This window comes from Chryseobacterium urinae, from assembly GCF_030518295.1.
Lineage (GTDB): Bacteria > Bacteroidota > Bacteroidia > Flavobacteriales > Weeksellaceae > Chryseobacterium > Chryseobacterium mucoviscidosis.
Window position 1 is genome coordinate 20,911 of record NZ_JAULSJ010000041.1, and the last position, 15,300, is coordinate 36,210.

12 protein-coding genes are annotated in these 15,300 nt (G+C 35.4%); 5 read left to right on the forward strand and 7 right to left on the reverse strand.

From position 1 onward, the window contains the following. Window positions 1–86: 86 nt before the first annotated feature. Window positions 87–2,912, reverse strand: coding sequence for a GH92 family glycosyl hydrolase (locus tag QWT87_RS18795; RefSeq protein ID WP_302718022.1), 2,826 nt, complete (start codon window positions 2,910–2,912; stop codon window positions 87–89). A gap of 174 nt (window positions 2,913–3,086) precedes the next feature. Here QWT87_RS18795 and QWT87_RS18800 point away from each other — a divergent pair, with 174 nt between their 5' ends. From QWT87_RS18800 to QWT87_RS18820, 5 genes are all read left to right on the forward strand, one after another. Continuing rightward, entirely contained in the window at window positions 3,087–5,078 is a 1,992-nt protein-coding gene (locus QWT87_RS18800; protein WP_302718024.1) for a metallophosphoesterase family protein, read from the forward strand. A 4-nt stretch (window positions 5,079–5,082) separates the two neighbouring features. Then, window positions 5,083–5,829, forward strand: a complete 747-nt coding sequence (locus QWT87_RS18805; protein ID WP_302718025.1) for a hypothetical protein — start codon at window positions 5,083–5,085, stop codon at window positions 5,827–5,829. Window positions 5,830–5,952: 123 nt separating this feature from the next. Continuing rightward, a complete protein-coding gene (locus QWT87_RS18810; protein WP_302718026.1) occupies window positions 5,953–7,059 on the forward strand; it encodes an Mrp/NBP35 family ATP-binding protein in 1,107 nt (368 codons plus the stop codon). Between the two features lie 39 nt (window positions 7,060–7,098). Further along, window positions 7,099–7,347, forward strand: coding sequence for a NifU family protein (locus tag QWT87_RS18815; RefSeq protein ID WP_076395525.1), 249 nt, complete (start codon window positions 7,099–7,101; stop codon window positions 7,345–7,347). A gap of 611 nt (window positions 7,348–7,958) precedes the next feature. Continuing rightward, window positions 7,959–8,573: a response regulator transcription factor gene (locus QWT87_RS18820; protein ID WP_116096078.1), complete on the forward strand. Its 615-nt coding sequence runs from the start codon at window positions 7,959–7,961 to the stop codon at window positions 8,571–8,573. 37 nt (window positions 8,574–8,610) lie between these two features. Here the strand turns inward: QWT87_RS18820 and QWT87_RS18825 are convergent, their stop codons facing one another. From QWT87_RS18825 to QWT87_RS18850, 6 genes are all read right to left on the reverse strand, one after another. After that, a complete protein-coding gene (locus QWT87_RS18825) occupies window positions 8,611–9,327 on the reverse strand; it encodes a barstar family protein (RefSeq protein WP_302718028.1) in 717 nt (238 codons plus the stop codon). Window positions 9,328–9,329: 2 nt separating this feature from the next. Continuing rightward, window positions 9,330–10,145 (reverse strand): hypothetical protein, encoded by an 816-nt coding sequence (locus QWT87_RS18830; RefSeq protein WP_302718029.1) that lies wholly within the window; start codon window positions 10,143–10,145, stop codon window positions 9,330–9,332. Window position 10,146: 1 nt separating this feature from the next. Then, on the reverse strand, window positions 10,147–10,977 hold the full coding sequence (locus tag QWT87_RS18835; RefSeq protein ID WP_302718031.1) for an SIR2 family NAD-dependent protein deacylase: 831 nt from the start codon (window positions 10,975–10,977) through the stop codon (window positions 10,147–10,149). A 91-nt stretch (window positions 10,978–11,068) separates the two neighbouring features. Next, window positions 11,069–14,110: a choice-of-anchor I family protein gene (locus tag QWT87_RS18840; RefSeq protein WP_302718032.1), complete on the reverse strand. Its 3,042-nt coding sequence runs from the start codon at window positions 14,108–14,110 to the stop codon at window positions 11,069–11,071. A 190-nt stretch (window positions 14,111–14,300) separates the two neighbouring features. Next, the gene (locus tag QWT87_RS18845; RefSeq protein WP_157967229.1) at window positions 14,301–14,453 is read right to left on the reverse strand and encodes a hypothetical protein; all 153 of its coding nucleotides are present in this window, start codon (window positions 14,451–14,453) and stop codon (window positions 14,301–14,303) included. Further along, complete coding sequence (locus tag QWT87_RS18850) at window positions 14,450–15,103, reverse strand: NAD-dependent epimerase/dehydratase family protein (RefSeq protein ID WP_302718034.1); 654 nt, start codon at window positions 15,101–15,103, stop codon at window positions 14,450–14,452. The genes QWT87_RS18845 and QWT87_RS18850 overlap by 4 nt, the downstream gene beginning before the upstream one ends. Window positions 15,104–15,300 lie beyond the last annotated feature (197 nt).

The following is a 15,300-nucleotide window of genomic DNA, read 5'->3' on the forward strand; positions in this document are numbered from 1 at the left end:
GCAAGATTTGCTAAATCCGCGAGATTAAAAAAACAAAACCTCTTTCAAGCCGAAAGAGGTTTATTATTTAGAGTAAATTTTAAAAATTATTTCACAGAAATCTCATCCACAAAGATATAAGCATCTCCGCCGGCTCCCTGATGCCACTCAGGAAGTTTCCCGAAATGATAGGCTTTCACTTTTACGTATCTTGCCTGCGTAGGAAGAACCTCCGTTGAAAAATCCTTTACCTGAACCGTTTCATCTTTCGGATCTAAAATATTTTCAACCGTTTTCAGCAAAATAAAATCTTTTCCGTTGTTGGAAACGTAATATTCCACTTTTTTAGGCATTAAAATCCATGCGCGGCTGTCCTGAAGATAGGTTGATGATAACTGGGTGAACTGTTGAGGCGATTTCATATCGATAACTGCTTCAAAAGTCTGTCCCTGATAACCCAGCCATTCACCTTTTCTCCAGTTGGTATCACCGTTGATTCCGTCGATTAATGATAATTTTCCGCTTGCTGTATATTGTGGAGTAGGAGTGGAATTTACCGTAATGTCCCAGTTATTCGATCTTCTGTTGAAATTGGCTCTTATAATTGAACTTTTTTCACCATTTCTTTCCGCATATGCTGCAACCTGAGTGGTTTTAGTAATAGTAAAAGGACCTTTATAAGCGGTAAACATTTTTCTTACGTTTGCATCACCTTCATCCAGTGTCATATAATAAATTTTATCATCCGGGTTTAGCGCTGTGATCTCAACCTTTGTATTCAGGTCGAAAATTCTTGATGCAGAAATAACCGGAGATGCCGTTAATTCATCATATTTAAAATCTTTAAATGATTTTGCATTTTCAAAACCAAGTTTTTTAAGCTCTTCTCTGTTTGTATTCGGAGTAATCGTTCTTGTTGTTCCGTCTTCCAGATGAATTTTTACCTCATCAAAATAAGGCTTCGTCGTCTGCCATTCCGGTAATCCGGGAGTTACAGAGTAAATTCCCATAGAACTTAAAATATACCAAGCGCTCATCTGTCCGCAGTCTTCATTTCCGATCAGACCGTCCGGTGTGTTTTTGTAATAATTATCAAGGATGAATTTAATTTTTGCGTCTGTTTTCTCAGGCTTTCCTACATAATTATAAAGATAAGCGATGTGGTGGCTTGGTTCATTTCCCTGTGCATATTGTCCGATTAATCCGGCAATATCCACCTGTTCTCTTCCTGTGGTTTTGTCCGGTGCAGAAAAAATACCATCAATAAATTGTTCAAATTTCTCTTTTCCGCCATGCGCCGCGATCAGTCCCGGAATATTCTGCTGAACAGAGTAGGAGTAATGCCACGAATTCCCTTCCGTGTAATTATTGTTAACCTCTCTTGGCTCAAAAGGTTCGTACCAGTTTCCGTTTTTTCTTGGCTGCATGAATCCGTTCTTTGGATTGTAAAGGTTTTTCCAGTTCTGGGAACGTTTCATGAAATACTGATAGTCTTCTTTTTTGCCTAAAATTTTAGCCATTTGGGCAATACACCAGTCATCGTAAGCATATTCTACGGTTTTGGAAACACTTTCATGCTCATCATCAATACTGATGAAATTATTCTGTTTGTAGGCATTTAACCCAAAAATATCCAGCATAGCAGAGTTTTTAGATGCCTGAAATGCCTTTTCATAATCGAAACCTGTAATTCCTTTTGCCATCGCATCGGCAATAACGGAAACTGCGTGGTAACCGATCATGCATTCGGTTTCGTTGGAAGCCAGTTCCCAAACCGGAAGCTTTCCTCCCTGTTCGTATTGTTTAATGAAAGTGTTGATGAAATCTGCCGTTCTTTTTCTGTCCATTAAAGTCATTAAAGGATGCGCTCCCCGGAAAGTATCCCAAAGCGAAAAAACCGAGTAATAATCGAATCCGTTTGCCATGTAGAATTTGTTGTCACGACCTCTGTATTTTCCGTCAACATCCATATTGATGTTCGGTTGTGTGAACACGTGATACATTGCAGTGTAGAAAATGGCAAGTTTATTTTTGTCTGGAGATTTAACCTCGATTTTAGATAATTCTTTATTCCAGTCTGCAACAGCCTGTTTCTCAATAGCTGTAAAGTCATTAGATTTTCCTTCAGCCAACATATTTTTTGCTGCTCCTTCGTACCCTGTAGGAGAAATCGCCACTTTTACAAGAATTTTTTCGCCTTTTTTGACTTTATTGGAAAACGTAATTTTTAATTGTGTTCCATAATAAAAATTTTTAGGCTGAATTGTTCCTCTTGGCTTTGCCTCATGTGCCTCAATAACTTTTGATTCTAGCATTGGTTTTGAAAACTCAATTCTCGCATAAATGTACTGATTGGTTGCCCACGCTTCACTTCTGCGGAAAACTTCAATCGTTTTATCATCAATGATTTTTACTTCGCCTTCCAGCAGTTTATCTCTGTGATTCAGATCTAAAATAATATTTGCATCTCCTGCATTGTTGAAGGTGTATTCGTGGTAGCCGACTCTTTTAGTCGTCGTTAAACGGACGTCAATATTGTGTTTGTCTAATTTAACAGAATAGAATCCTGCCGTTGCTTTTTCGTTTTTATGAGAAAATTTGGATGAATATTCTTTCGGCGTTAAACCCGGTTTTCCCATAGTAGGCATCAGCATAATATCACCATAATCCGAAACCCCGGTTCCGTTTAAGTGTGTGTGAGAAAATCCGTAGATCACAGAGTCGGAATAATGATAGCCGCTGCAGCCGTCCCAGCTTCCGTCGATTCTTGTATCGGGAGAAAGCTGAACCATCCCGAAAGGAACAATGGCTCCCGGAAAAGTGTGGCCATGACCGCCGGTTCCTATAAACGGATTCACATACTGCGAATAATTCTGGGCTTTGATACAAAGGGAAGTAAGAAAAAAAAGTAAGATGAATTTTTTAGAGTTCATTAGTTTGGTGATGTAATTTTTACTTGATATAGATTTCAACAAATCTAACAAAATTTCATTAATAATGAGGATAAACGGATTTGAATGAAAAATCTGATAAAAATGACCCGAAAGTGTTATGAAAATCAATTAGGAAAATGACTAAATTTGATATAAACTAATACTTGAATTACCATGGAAGCGCTTTTCTATATTTTACTCTTAGCAGCATTAGTTTGTCTGATATTTTACTTCACAGATTTTAAATCTGCGAAAACGGTAAAGATTTTCAGGCAACAGAATACAGATAAATACATATATTATTTCAAGCCACAAAAACCTGTGAAATGGTTTAATTTTACGGGGCTTACAAATACTTTCAGGATGGTTTCTCTTTCTGCGGACATTCTTTCGGTTATTGATAAAAGAGAAGTTCAAAGCGGTATGGAAAAAGATGCAGGAGATGAACTTATTCGCAACAATATTCATGAAAATAAAGATGAATTCTGGTTTGATTTTATTGCAGATACAGGTGATGGCTTCGATTCTACCACTACTGTTCTTTATCATTTAACAAGAGACAGTTATACATATTCCTTTAAAAATGAAAAAGACAGAGAAAAATATGATGAGCACGAAATTACACTTAAAAAAGGTTCTGCACTGGTAATAGGAGGAGATTTAGTGTATCCCGTCGGTTCGGAAGGACATTACAGGGATCGTTTTAAAGGTCCTTTAAGATTTGTAGCTCCCGGAATAAGAACTCCAGAAAAGCCTTCTCCGATATTGGTAGCTACTCCGGGAAATCATGATTGGTATGATGGGTTAAGTGCTTTTTTCAGACTGATGTGTCAGAAAAGCTCAATAGGAAACTACCGAACAGTACAAAACAGAAGTTATTTTGCTTATGCATTGAGAAAGAATGTACATCTGTTCGGAATAGATAACCAGCTTTTGGGAGATATTGATATTCCTCAAATGTCATTTTTCAAAAAATATGTAGAAAACATTTCAGGGGAAGGCGGAAAAAATCATATCATTCTTTTAATAGCAGAACCTTATTGGTATAACTATGATATTGATGATCGTCATCAAAGAAAACAACGGATGGATAGTCTGGAGTATATCACACGTGCGTTGGTAGAAGAGGTGAAAAAGAATCAGAACAATAAAGAAGGCGAAACTGAAAATAAAAATAAGGCCGAACTTATTTTCGAGATTGTGATAACGGGAGATATTCACCATTACTCAAATTATAAGCTGGATTCGGATACTAAAGACTACTATTATCAGGTAAAACATTTTATAACTTCCGGTGGTGGTGGAGCATTTGGTCATGTTACAGATTTTTTAAAGGAAAAAATTGTTATTCCGCAACTGCAAAGTGCGAGAACCAATCCTTTGGAATATACATTGGGTGAAGTTTACCCATCAAAAGAAAAATCAGGAAAAAAAATATGGTGGAATTTTATTTTTTCTATTGTTAATTACGAATTTACAGCATTATTACTTATGCTTTCATTTGTATCAACATATGTTTTCTGTTGTACAGACTCTATTATGAAAGAGCTTATTTTTCTTCTTCTTCCTTTGGTTCTTGTTTTTATCATTAGTAAAGTAACTAATAATGAGTGTTCTGATAAAGAAAAATGGATCAACAGAATTTTACGTTTCGGATTGTTTGTAGTTTCTTTTGCCATTCAGATTTTCATATTGTATCAGTTTCCGCATTATCAGGAAAATCAGATCCGTTTTCTGAGTGATGAGAATTTACACTTTTTGGGAATCGATTCAGTTAAAACGTTTCTTAAAATTCCTGTGAAGAATAACTATTTTCTTTTCCAATGGATTGCATCAGGAATTTTACAGTCTGTTCTTTTTGGTTGGTATATTTTATTTGGGTATAAGGTTTTCAAATTATATGTCACTGAAATATCATCCGGAAAAGTGGAAGAAGGCAAAAAGAATTTTCTGAAATTTAAAATTACAGATACCGAAATTGTAATTTATGTGGTTGCCATTAAAAAAGCATACAAATGGATGGACTTAATAAAGAAAAAAGACGCATCTAAAGTTCAGAGAGAAATGGCATCCGCAAAAGATCCGAAAAGATTTCTGCGGGATAATTTCAAACCGGATCCCGACAATAACGTGAGAATCATCGATAAAATAACCATAAAACTATAAAGCCATGAGTACAAATTCAAACAACGGAAATAAAAATCATAAAGATGCTTTAATTTCTTATTATCAATTAAGAATGTTTATAGGAATATTAGGATTCTTTTTATCATTTATGCTTTTCCTCACTACATTTCTGTTAAACGACAAGTGTCCATTTAAAATCAGTATAAGTCATTATTATTACAGTTTTGGACATATTATATTTGTAGGAACGCTTTGCATCATGGGAGGCTTGTTCGGAACATATCGAGGTAAGGATCAGAAAGAAAACAGAGTTTCTAACGCTTGTGGAATCTTAGCGGTTTTGGTAGCAATTTTTCCTACACAATTTAAAGGATATGAGGGTGATGTCTATGTTAAAATTCTATATTATGAATGTTGGTTTACTGGTGTACATTATATAAGTGCCTGTATACTTTTTTTACTTTTTTCTGTTTTTTGCTTAAATTTTTTTCAGAATAGTGATAAAGAGCAAGATGGAGAAGTGTTGTCGCCTGAAGAAAAAGAGAAAAAGAAACGTAGAAATATTTATTATAAGTTCTGTGGTTACGGAATAATAATAAGTGTCTTATTAATTGGAGGAATCGCAATTTTGGAATGTTATAATAAGCAGCTTGTAGAGTCTAATTTATTTCTGAAATATTCTACACTTATTTTTGAAACAACATCTTTATTTTTCTTCTCCACATCATGGCTTCTAAAATCAAGTGATTTCTGGAATGAGAAGATTCCTTTAATGAGTTTTTTCAGATAAAATATAGTATGTGTTGAAAGCCTTTACTAAATCTCGCTTTTGCAAAAGAAAATATCTATCAGTCTCTTTACTTATTCTAAATAGCTAAAAATTACGTAAATTTGTAAACAATTTATTTAGTTTATGTTGACGAAAGAAAAGGTTCAGGATTTCCTTAAAGAGATAGAAGTTGACGATTTGGTGAATAACCTACAAATCATGGGCAACGATGTATATATTGATATGACGGCACACTCACCTGCAATGCACGAAAAAAAGAAGCTTGAAGCAGCAATGAAGCAGGCTTTTGCAAGTGAATTTGGTGAAAAGATCAATCTGAAACTAAAGATCGTTTCTCCGGAGCCGAGCGAAATTCAGCAGAGCCAGATCAAAGGAAAACAAATTCCGGGAATTCAGAATATTATTGCCATTGCTTCAGGAAAAGGAGGAGTTGGTAAATCTACTGTTGCAGCGAATATGGCGGTAACATTGGCCAAAATGGGCTTTAAAGTAGGATTGTTAGACGCAGATATTTATGGTCCTTCAGTTCCTACGATGTTCGATACAGAAGGCGAAAAACCAATTTCTGTAGAAATTGACGGTAAAAACCTCATGAAGCCTATTGAAAATTATGGAGTTAAAATGCTTTCGATTGGATATTTTTCAGGAGCCAATCAGGCAGTAGTCTGGAGAGGTCCGATGGCTTCAAAGGCATTGAACCAAATGATCCGCGATGCAGCTTGGGGAGAACTGGATTTCTTACTTATTGACCTTCCTCCGGGAACAGGAGATATTCATTTGTCTATTATTCAGGAAGTTCCTGTAACAGGAGCGGTAATTGTGAGTACACCTCAACACGTTGCTTTGGCAGACGTAAGAAAAGGGATTGCAATGTTCCAGATGGAAAGCATCAATATTCCGGTTCTCGGATTAATCGAAAACATGGCGTATTTTACACCGGAAGAATTACCAGACAATAAATATTATATTTTTGGACAGCAGGGTGCACAGTATTTGGCAGATGATCTTGGAATTCCGGTTTTAGGAGAAATTCCTTTAATCCAGAGCATCAGAGAAGCAGGAGATGTAGGAAGACCGGCTGCTTTACAGGAAGGATCTAAAATTGCCGAAATCTACACAGCAACTGCCCGAAAAATGGTAGAAAGCCTTGTAGAAAGAAATAAAAACCTTCCCCCTACAGAAGCGGTAAAGATTACAACAATGGCTGGCTGCTCACCAAAAGCAAAATAATGATTTTTCAAAAATCTGAAAAACAGAACTGAAAAAAATATGGAAACAAATATAACACACGAAGATACCGTAACAAGAGTTTTAGAGGCGCTGGAAAGCATACGTCCGTTTCTTAACAAAGATGGGGGCGATATCGAGCTTATCGATGTGAAAGATAATCTGGTCTATGTAAAGCTTTTAGGCAACTGTTCCGGATGTTCACTAAATTTTTCAACCTTAAAATTAGGCGTTGAAAATACCATTAAACAGTATGCTCCGGAAATAGAGAAAGTACTTAATGTAGAGTAGAAAGACAAAAAATATATTTCATAAGACAGATCTTTTAAGGTCTGTCTTTTTATGTATATAAAATTCATTAATATTTAAAAATTGTAAAATAAATTTTTGTAAAATTTGAATGGTCACAAAAAAAATAAATAATCAGACCGTAAATATCCCGAAAGAAGGAATTTGCTAAAATAATAGGATAATCTAAGGAAGTTAAATTATCTGTAAAATCTTATAATGCAGGTTTTTAAATCTGTAATTTTTTATTTTTAAGAAAATTTTAAATAATATTAAGAAAATTTTATAGTATTAATTCTACCTGTTTGTGAATATTATATGTCTTATTTTTGTATAAAATTCTTTACAATGTTACGTGGAGATGTGTGCTTGTAATATACTTTTATCCTTACCTTTTAAAGATTTCATGTTTTTTTAACAGCTGTATAAAAAAATGAAAATTATAAGTTTGAAAAATTTCAGAATTATATTAATAGTATATTATGTCTCTAAAACTCTTCTAATCAGGAAGAAATATTATAAAGAAATGATATTGGTCTGTAAGTTGTATTGAAATTTTAAAATTTAATGAAAAAGTGATTTTCTGTAGAGAAAATTGATTTAAAACGAACACTATGAAGAACATACTCATTGCTGACGGTCATTATGTTGTAAGAATGGGAACCTCAATTATTTTAGAAACCAAACTCGGATATCAGTGTACCATAGACTTTGCCGAAACTTATCCTGAAGTTAAAGAAAAAGTTTGCGAAAAAGTATACGATCTTTTAATTATTGATATTGATATTCCACAGAGTATTTTTAAAGCAATGGTGAAGGAACTGAAAAAGAAGCAGAAACATTTAAAAATTCTTATATTTTCCGGGTACGACGAGAATGTCGGAATTCAGTACATAGAAGAAGGAGCAGCCGGATATCTTAATAAAGGAGCCACAGAAGAAGAGATTATTACCAGTGTAAAATCAATATTAGAAGAAGGATATTATTACACGGTAGATATGATGAAAAAGCTCGTTACCCATTCTACCGATGTGCACTCTGTAGAAAGGCTTTCGAAAAGAGAATTCCAGATTTTTAAACTTCTCGCCGAAGGAAACGGAAATATTGAAATTTCTAACAGTCTAAATTTGAAAATGTCCACCATCAGTACTTACAAAAAAAAGATTTTTGAAAAACTTAAGGTAAAAAATGTTGTGGATCTTGTAAGAATTTATGACGATTTACATTAAAAATAAAAGCCGCGGCGAAAGAATTTCGCCGCGGCTTTTATTTAAGATAGATTTTAATTTCATATTCCTGAAATATGTGTAATATTTTATCAAAATTTGATCTTAGGAGTTTTTTACTTCGTTCATGATTATACCATGTAATCTCAATAATGGTTTTTACCCCGAAATCTCCCCGAAGACAATCGTATAAAGCATACAATTGTCTGCCAAAATATCCGGCAATTCCATTTACCTCTTCTCCGAAAGTGCAAAAAAATTCGTCTAAATTATTAAAATCATTTCCATCAAGCCTGAGGATTAGATTTTCTTTTGCGGGTTGAGTTTTCATACGATGTAATGCGAAAACCAGCCAGCCCTGTAACTCATCTTTATCGAGTTTTTTCCAGGAATTTCTTTCGGTAATTTCATTGTTGAGAAACATTTTCCAGGATTTATGAAATCCTTTTGGATGAAACCAGACTGTTCCGCTAACAGTAATGTTGATCTTTTTAGACTTTATTATTTTAATTCCGCTGATAAAAGTGCTTGTTACAATGGATTTATCTTTATCCAGTAAATGAAAAAAGCCCTGATTATCATAAATCTTGGTAGCTTTTTCGATTTCAGTCTTGAAGTTGTCGATATTCTCAATACCGATTAATCTTATTTCTCTATATCCAAGATTTGTCTTAGTGCTTTCGAGATTTTTAACCTCATCAATGTAGGTAATAATTTTACTTTCTTTTTCTTCTGTATCTAATGAAAATGCAAACATGATTATTGATTGATTTTTAATATTTCAATGCAGTTTTGAAGATCTGCAATCCATTGTGGATTAATATTTTTGTCATCCCTCACTTTATCATAGACAGCCATAAGATCAGGAATATACTGCTCTCCGTGTTTTATATTTAAGAGAGTATCAAATAAAATGCTTTCGTAGCTTTCGCTTTTAAGTTCCTGCAAAATTATAGCTTTTGCCCTCTTGTCTTCTCTGTTTGCAAGCCCTTTTATAGCTTCATGCCTTATCTGATGGTCTTTAGAAAAACAATTCTTATACAAAACATGTCTGATTTCTTCATCATCACATTCGATTTGTGTTCCGAGACCAAAAGTAGCCCAGTCTCTCACTCTGAGGCTTCTGTCCTGTGCCAGTTTTATCATCATTGTTACGGCTTTATAATTCTCAACTCCGAGTAGAGAAAAAGTAAGTGCATATCTTATTTCTTTAGATTCTGAATTTTTAAATTGTTCTAAAGTTTTGAAATGCTTTGTTTTTAAATGTTGGTTGTTGTGACCAATGGCAAAAAGGCATGTACAAATAAGATTTTCATCAGATGTTGTTCTTAAAATTTCAAAGATTTTATCAAAAAGAGACTCAACAAAGTTTCCACGTTTATTTCCTAATTGGCATAGAATATCAATCCCGATTTGTTTAAATTTTGCATCATCAGAATCTATCATTTCAAAACATTCCGAAATCATTTCATCATTTACATATGTTCTTAATTTTATAATCTGATTCCAGTAGTTATTATTGTGTTTAGCCTTAAAAGCTTTTGTAATTAAAAAATTAATGTCCGGATTATCCATCTTAAATTTCAGATAAATTTTCAATAATCTCTTTAATCACCCTTAAAACCTCGGTAGACTTTTCCCGGATGATCAGCTTATTTTTTTTATTTACAATCAGTTCCGTGAAATGATTGTCTTCCGTGTTGATGTCAACAATATAAGCTCCATATTTTAACGAAGTTTCAGCAATGGCAAGAGGAAGATTTGTCGCTCCTGAAGTTCCGATAATAAAAAGCACTCCGCTGTTTTTTGTCACTTTCAGCGAACTGAATTTCTTATTGGTCTTTTCATCATAATATTCATCAAACCATAATATATTCGGGCGCATCCAGTGTCCGCAATGGGAGCAGGTAAGCAGTTCAATATCTTTTGCTGTAAGATCTTCATCGATGTCTTTACCTTTAATTTCTTCCGGAAGATTCAAAATTTCCTTACATCCGTTCGAACATTTAATTTCACGGTTATTTCCATGAATTTCATATATTCGCTGATTTCCTGCGCGCCTGTGAAGATTGTCTATGTTTTGTGTGATCAGATGAAACCGGTTCCGCAGTATTTTTTCAATTTCAGCTAAATGAAAATGACTCTCATTGGGTGCTGCACTTTCAAACATTTTTTTCCTGAAAAGAGAAAATTGAAGAACTTCTTCAGGATTTTGCTTAAAATATTTCAGTGTCCCGAATTCTTCCGGCTTATGAAACTGTGTTCCTTTTACCCAGATTCCGTCTGTTCCTCGATAGGTAGGAATTCCGCTGTCGGATGAAATTCCTGCTCCTGTTAAAAAAGTGAAAAGATTTCGTTTTTCTTTATGGTAAACCTGATGGATGATTTCTTCTAATTGCGTTTTCATGGTATTTCAAAGTTTAAAACTACTGAATTTCTTTAAAACAGAAAAGCCCCGAAAATTCGAGGCTCATTTAATCAACTAAATACTATATAATCTACTTTACAATAACTCTTTTCAGATGTCCTTCGGAAGTTTTTATAAGATAAACTCCTGTGGAAAGCATCGAAGTATCGATTGTTAAAGCATTTTTCTCTTTTCCGATCAACTTTCCGGACATATCATACAATTCATAGTCCTGCGCTCTGTTGAAATACAGAATATTTCCTTTTGTTACGGGATTCGGGAATACATTGAAAGTTGCTTTTTCAGATTTTACCTCTCCGATTGCCAAAGTCGGGGCATTGGCAATTTCATACATCGATAATGTACCGCTGATTTCATTGGCAACAATTACATATCCTTTTCCGGTCGTTGTATTTTCTGGGGCAATGTAGATAAGTCCTTCAGGTCCGTTATCGCCTCCGTATGCAGAAGTCATTCTCGAATGTTTGTAATCTGTAAAAGTAGGATTGTTAGGATCTGTAATATTATAAACCATCACGCCGCCGGTTCTTTCCAGTGTAATGAAGGCGTATGTTTGTCCGTTAATATTTCCTAAAGCAACTCCTTCCGGTTCAGGACCTTTTGCACGGCTTCTGCTTTTAACAGTATTGGACTCATTATCTGCATTAAAGATCAATGGATGATTGGCAGCAATATATCTCTCAAAACGGTCTCCGCTGTCGTAGACGATCTGTTTCGTATCTGCATTGAAGATCGAGAATGAACGTGCTCCCAAACCTGCAATTTCCTCGAAATCCGCATCTCCGTCTGTATTTCCTGTCGCATTGGAAACTCTGAACCTTCCTAAATTATAAGAAGCCTTTAAAACAGAAGCCTGTGGAAAAATTGCGGGATCTAAAGCATAATCATTCGCACCTACTGTAGTTCTTTCACTGAATCCTGCAAGATCTTTTTCATCTCCTTCATTGGCAGTTATGATGTAATTGGTTCCTCCAACCTTATAATTCTGAATGCCATCCGGAGTAAAATAGGTTTTTACAGGCCAGTTTGCAATTAAGATCTCTCCGTTGTTATCAGAAGCATCAAAACCGTTTCCGGGAACACTCATGTCTTTTTTACCCAATCCCCAAATTCCCGTAATGGTTTTTGTGGCTAAATTAACTTCGGCAACCGCATTGTTTTCCTGAAGGGCAATCCATGCTTTCTGGCTGTCTGAGCTAATCGTAATATATTCAGGTTCTAAATCCTGAGAAAGTGTGTTGTTTGTTCTTACTTTTCTTACACCAGTTGCCGCTAATGCAGAAACCTGAGTATCAAAAGCATTAAAATTAAGCGTCGTAACATTGCTTTGCGTAAGATTCGCAATTCCGCCTGAAATATCAATAATGCTGATCGTTCCTTCCGGATCTACCGTATAAGCATCGTTCGGCTCCCCTTCATTGGCAGTCATTACTTTTGTTCCGTCCGGTGAAAAAGTAATCATATCCGGTAAAGCTCCTACGGTAACCTGCTTCAGAAAATTTCCGTTGATATCAAAGAAAACTACAGAACCGTTCAGCTGCGGATTGGTGTTCGGAGAAGCCGCAGCAATAATTCCGTTTTTTACGGCGATGCTTGTAATTCCGCCATAAGGAGCCATGTTGATGGTATTAACAACTGTTGGCGAAGCCGGATTGCTGAAATTAATAATATCAAAAACATCGGTGATGGAACTGATGGTAAATAATCTCTGGGTCGCAGGATCATGAACCACAATTTCCGTAGAACTGTTGTTGGTTCCCGAAGGATCAAAACTTCCGATATAATTTAAAGAGATCTGATTAGTTGGAACCGGAGCGGGTTTATCATTATCAACAATATAAACTGTTGCATTGCTGTCTCCGGAAATGGTTGCTCCGACCGGATTTTCAAGGCTTACTACAAAATATTCAGCCTGCTGTTCTTCCAGCGAATCATCAATAATCGGGATGTTTACGGTATAACTCGTTGTGGAAGGAGTAAGATTAATCGTCTGATTCGTTAGTGTAAAGTCACTGATGTTTGCCGTGCTGAAAGGAGCAGGTTTCACCACCAAATTCACAGAGGAATTTGACGGATTTGTAACATTTATTTTAAATGCTAAAGTCCCGACATTTTCATTGACTTTAATAAAGTTTTTATCCAGCGAAATTGAGGTTCCTGCGGTGGTGAAATTTGAGGAAGTAACTGCTGTAACCGCATTATCACTGGTGTCTTCAACCATATTGGGTTTTAAAGCCAGATAATACGTTTGGTTCGGGATTAAAGCTACAGCCGGGATTACTGTAATTTTATTATTGGAAAACGCCGTTGTAAAGGGAACCTGAGAACCTGAAGCATTTCCAAGACGGAAATCGACAAGCATTTGTGCATTAGAATCGTTGATCGCGGAATTGTCTGTTAATCTTACATTTTCATTAAAAGAAATCGTAGGATTTACATTCGTTAAAGCATTATTTGTGTTGTTTGAGGGAAGGTAAGTTACGGTGGGTGGAGTAGTATCGGCTGCGTTAATTGGGGTTGCATCTACGGTAAAATTATCGAAACGGTTGTTGCCCACTGTTCCTCCGGAACCTTGTGAGAATTCAGCTTTAAGTTTAAAATTAGGATTGTTAGAAACTCCGGAAACGGCTGAAAAGTCCAACGTAATGAGCTGCGGATTGGCATCTAAAGGAGAAACCATCTGAAAAGTAACGAAATTTGTTCCGTCCACAGAATATTTCCACGTCTGCGTTCCTGCTCCGGAACCGGATCTTCTTGTCGTAAATTTCACCACAACATTATTGTACCCTGTTGTTGGTAAACTGAACTGAAGATTTCCGTTGATCGGGAAATTATAGCGTAAATGCGTTCCTGAAACATCTCCGTTTCTCGCATTGAAATTGTCGATATTGAAATTCTGTCCTGTTCCGTTGGCGAAATCTACATCAGTAGTTCCGTTGGTTACAGCAGTCATCGAACCTCCCAACAAAGTGGAAGTCGGCGCAGTGATGGAAGCTGCCGAAGCATTGTTATTAAAATTCCAGTAATGGATAAGAGAGGTCTGCCCGAAAACCGCTCCCTGAAGAAAGAATGCAGCGACAACAGAACTTTTTAACAGGTAGTTGTTAATCATTTTTTACTTACTTTAAATTTATGCAAAAATGAAGGTTCTACTTTGCAAATATTTTAAGCAAATTTTAAAAAATGATTAATAAATAAAAGATAAAAATAAATTTAAGTTAATAATGAGATGATAAGGCAAGGAAAAAATAAATCGATTTCAGTTGAAACGATTTTAGAACGGATGATTCCCAAAAATATTTTTATTTTGAGACCTGACCGGAAAAACGCAGATTTTTACCTGTGAATTTATTTCCTTCCATGGGATGCTTCTGCATATAAAAAAATCCTGAAATTGCCGTCAGAACCAGTAAAATAAAAGCTACGAGAAAAATTCTTTTTAACATTTCCTTCATATCGCCAGATTTTTAATGTCCTTAATTTCTAATGTTGAAGTTGGATATCCTTTTAGTACTGCATTAATCATTGCGATACCCACTTCATGTAAAGTTAATGATTTTGATGGTAATAAAACAGGAAAAATCCAAATTAAAGGTTTAAAAAACCATTTTACATTTTCCTGACCTTCAACAGGTTTCATGAATCCCGGTCGAAAATTATATGCTGCCCTGAATCCAAGCTTTCTGAGTGCATTTTCTGTTCTGCCTTTAACTCTTGCCCACATCATTTTTCCGCTTTCCGTTTTGTCGGTATGCGCTCCGGAAACATAGTTGAACACCATATCCGGATTCTGATGAAGTACTGCTTTGGCAAAATGCAGCGTCGTATCATACGTAATTTTGGTATATTCTTCCTCGCTCATTCCTACACTGCTGATTCCTGCACAGAAAAAGACGGCATCATATCCTTTGAAGTTTTCATCATTCAGATCTATTTTTAGAAAATCTGAAACTATATATTCTTTTAATTTGGCGTGTTTTTTACCCGACGGTTTTCGGCTTACACTGAGAATTTCAGAAATGTTCGGATTCTCTAGACATTCCATTAAAACGCCTTCACCCACCATTCCTGTTGCTCCCGTGAGAATTATTTTTATTGAATTCATTTCTTTATTGTTGTACTGTTGTTGACGTTTTCAGTAATGCTTTTACTTTATGTGGTATCAAAAATTATACAATTTTTTTTAGTTTTTTGAAATTTGGGTATTATTTAACTGAATGTAAAAGTTAAAACTGAACGATAAGGAAGATTTGAAGGTTTCGGGGGCGGCGGAGCCGCCCCCCAAACCCAAAAATCAACCAA

Excerpts from the sequence above, each read along its gene's own strand:
- QWT87_RS18820 (WP_116096078.1), top strand. The coding sequence starts at position 7,959 with ATGAAGAACATACTCATTGCTGACGGTCATTATGTTGTAAGAATGGGA.
- QWT87_RS18805 (WP_302718025.1), top strand. The coding sequence starts at position 5,083 with ATGAGTACAAATTCAAACAACGGAAATAAAAATCATAAAGATGCTTTA.
- QWT87_RS18810 (WP_302718026.1), top strand. The coding sequence starts at position 5,953 with ATGTTGACGAAAGAAAAGGTTCAGGATTTCCTTAAAGAGATAGAAGTT.
- QWT87_RS18830 (WP_302718029.1), bottom strand. The coding sequence starts at position 10,145 with ATGGATAATCCGGACATTAATTTTTTAATTACAAAAGCTTTTAAGGCT.
- QWT87_RS18850 (WP_302718034.1), bottom strand. The coding sequence starts at position 15,103 with ATGAATTCAATAAAAATAATTCTCACGGGAGCAACAGGAATGGTGGGT.
- QWT87_RS18835 (WP_302718031.1), bottom strand. The coding sequence starts at position 10,977 with ATGAAAACGCAATTAGAAGAAATCATCCATCAGGTTTACCATAAAGAA.
- QWT87_RS18800 (WP_302718024.1), top strand. The coding sequence starts at position 3,087 with ATGGAAGCGCTTTTCTATATTTTACTCTTAGCAGCATTAGTTTGTCTG.
- QWT87_RS18825 (WP_302718028.1), bottom strand. The coding sequence starts at position 9,327 with ATGTTTGCATTTTCATTAGATACAGAAGAAAAAGAAAGTAAAATTATT.
- QWT87_RS18815 (WP_076395525.1), top strand. The coding sequence starts at position 7,099 with ATGGAAACAAATATAACACACGAAGATACCGTAACAAGAGTTTTAGAG.
- QWT87_RS18840 (WP_302718032.1), bottom strand. The coding sequence starts at position 14,110 with ATGATTAACAACTACCTGTTAAAAAGTTCTGTTGTCGCTGCATTCTTT.
- QWT87_RS18845 (WP_157967229.1), bottom strand. The coding sequence starts at position 14,453 with ATGAAGGAAATGTTAAAAAGAATTTTTCTCGTAGCTTTTATTTTACTG.
- QWT87_RS18795 (WP_302718022.1), bottom strand. The coding sequence starts at position 2,912 with ATGAACTCTAAAAAATTCATCTTACTTTTTTTTCTTACTTCCCTTTGT.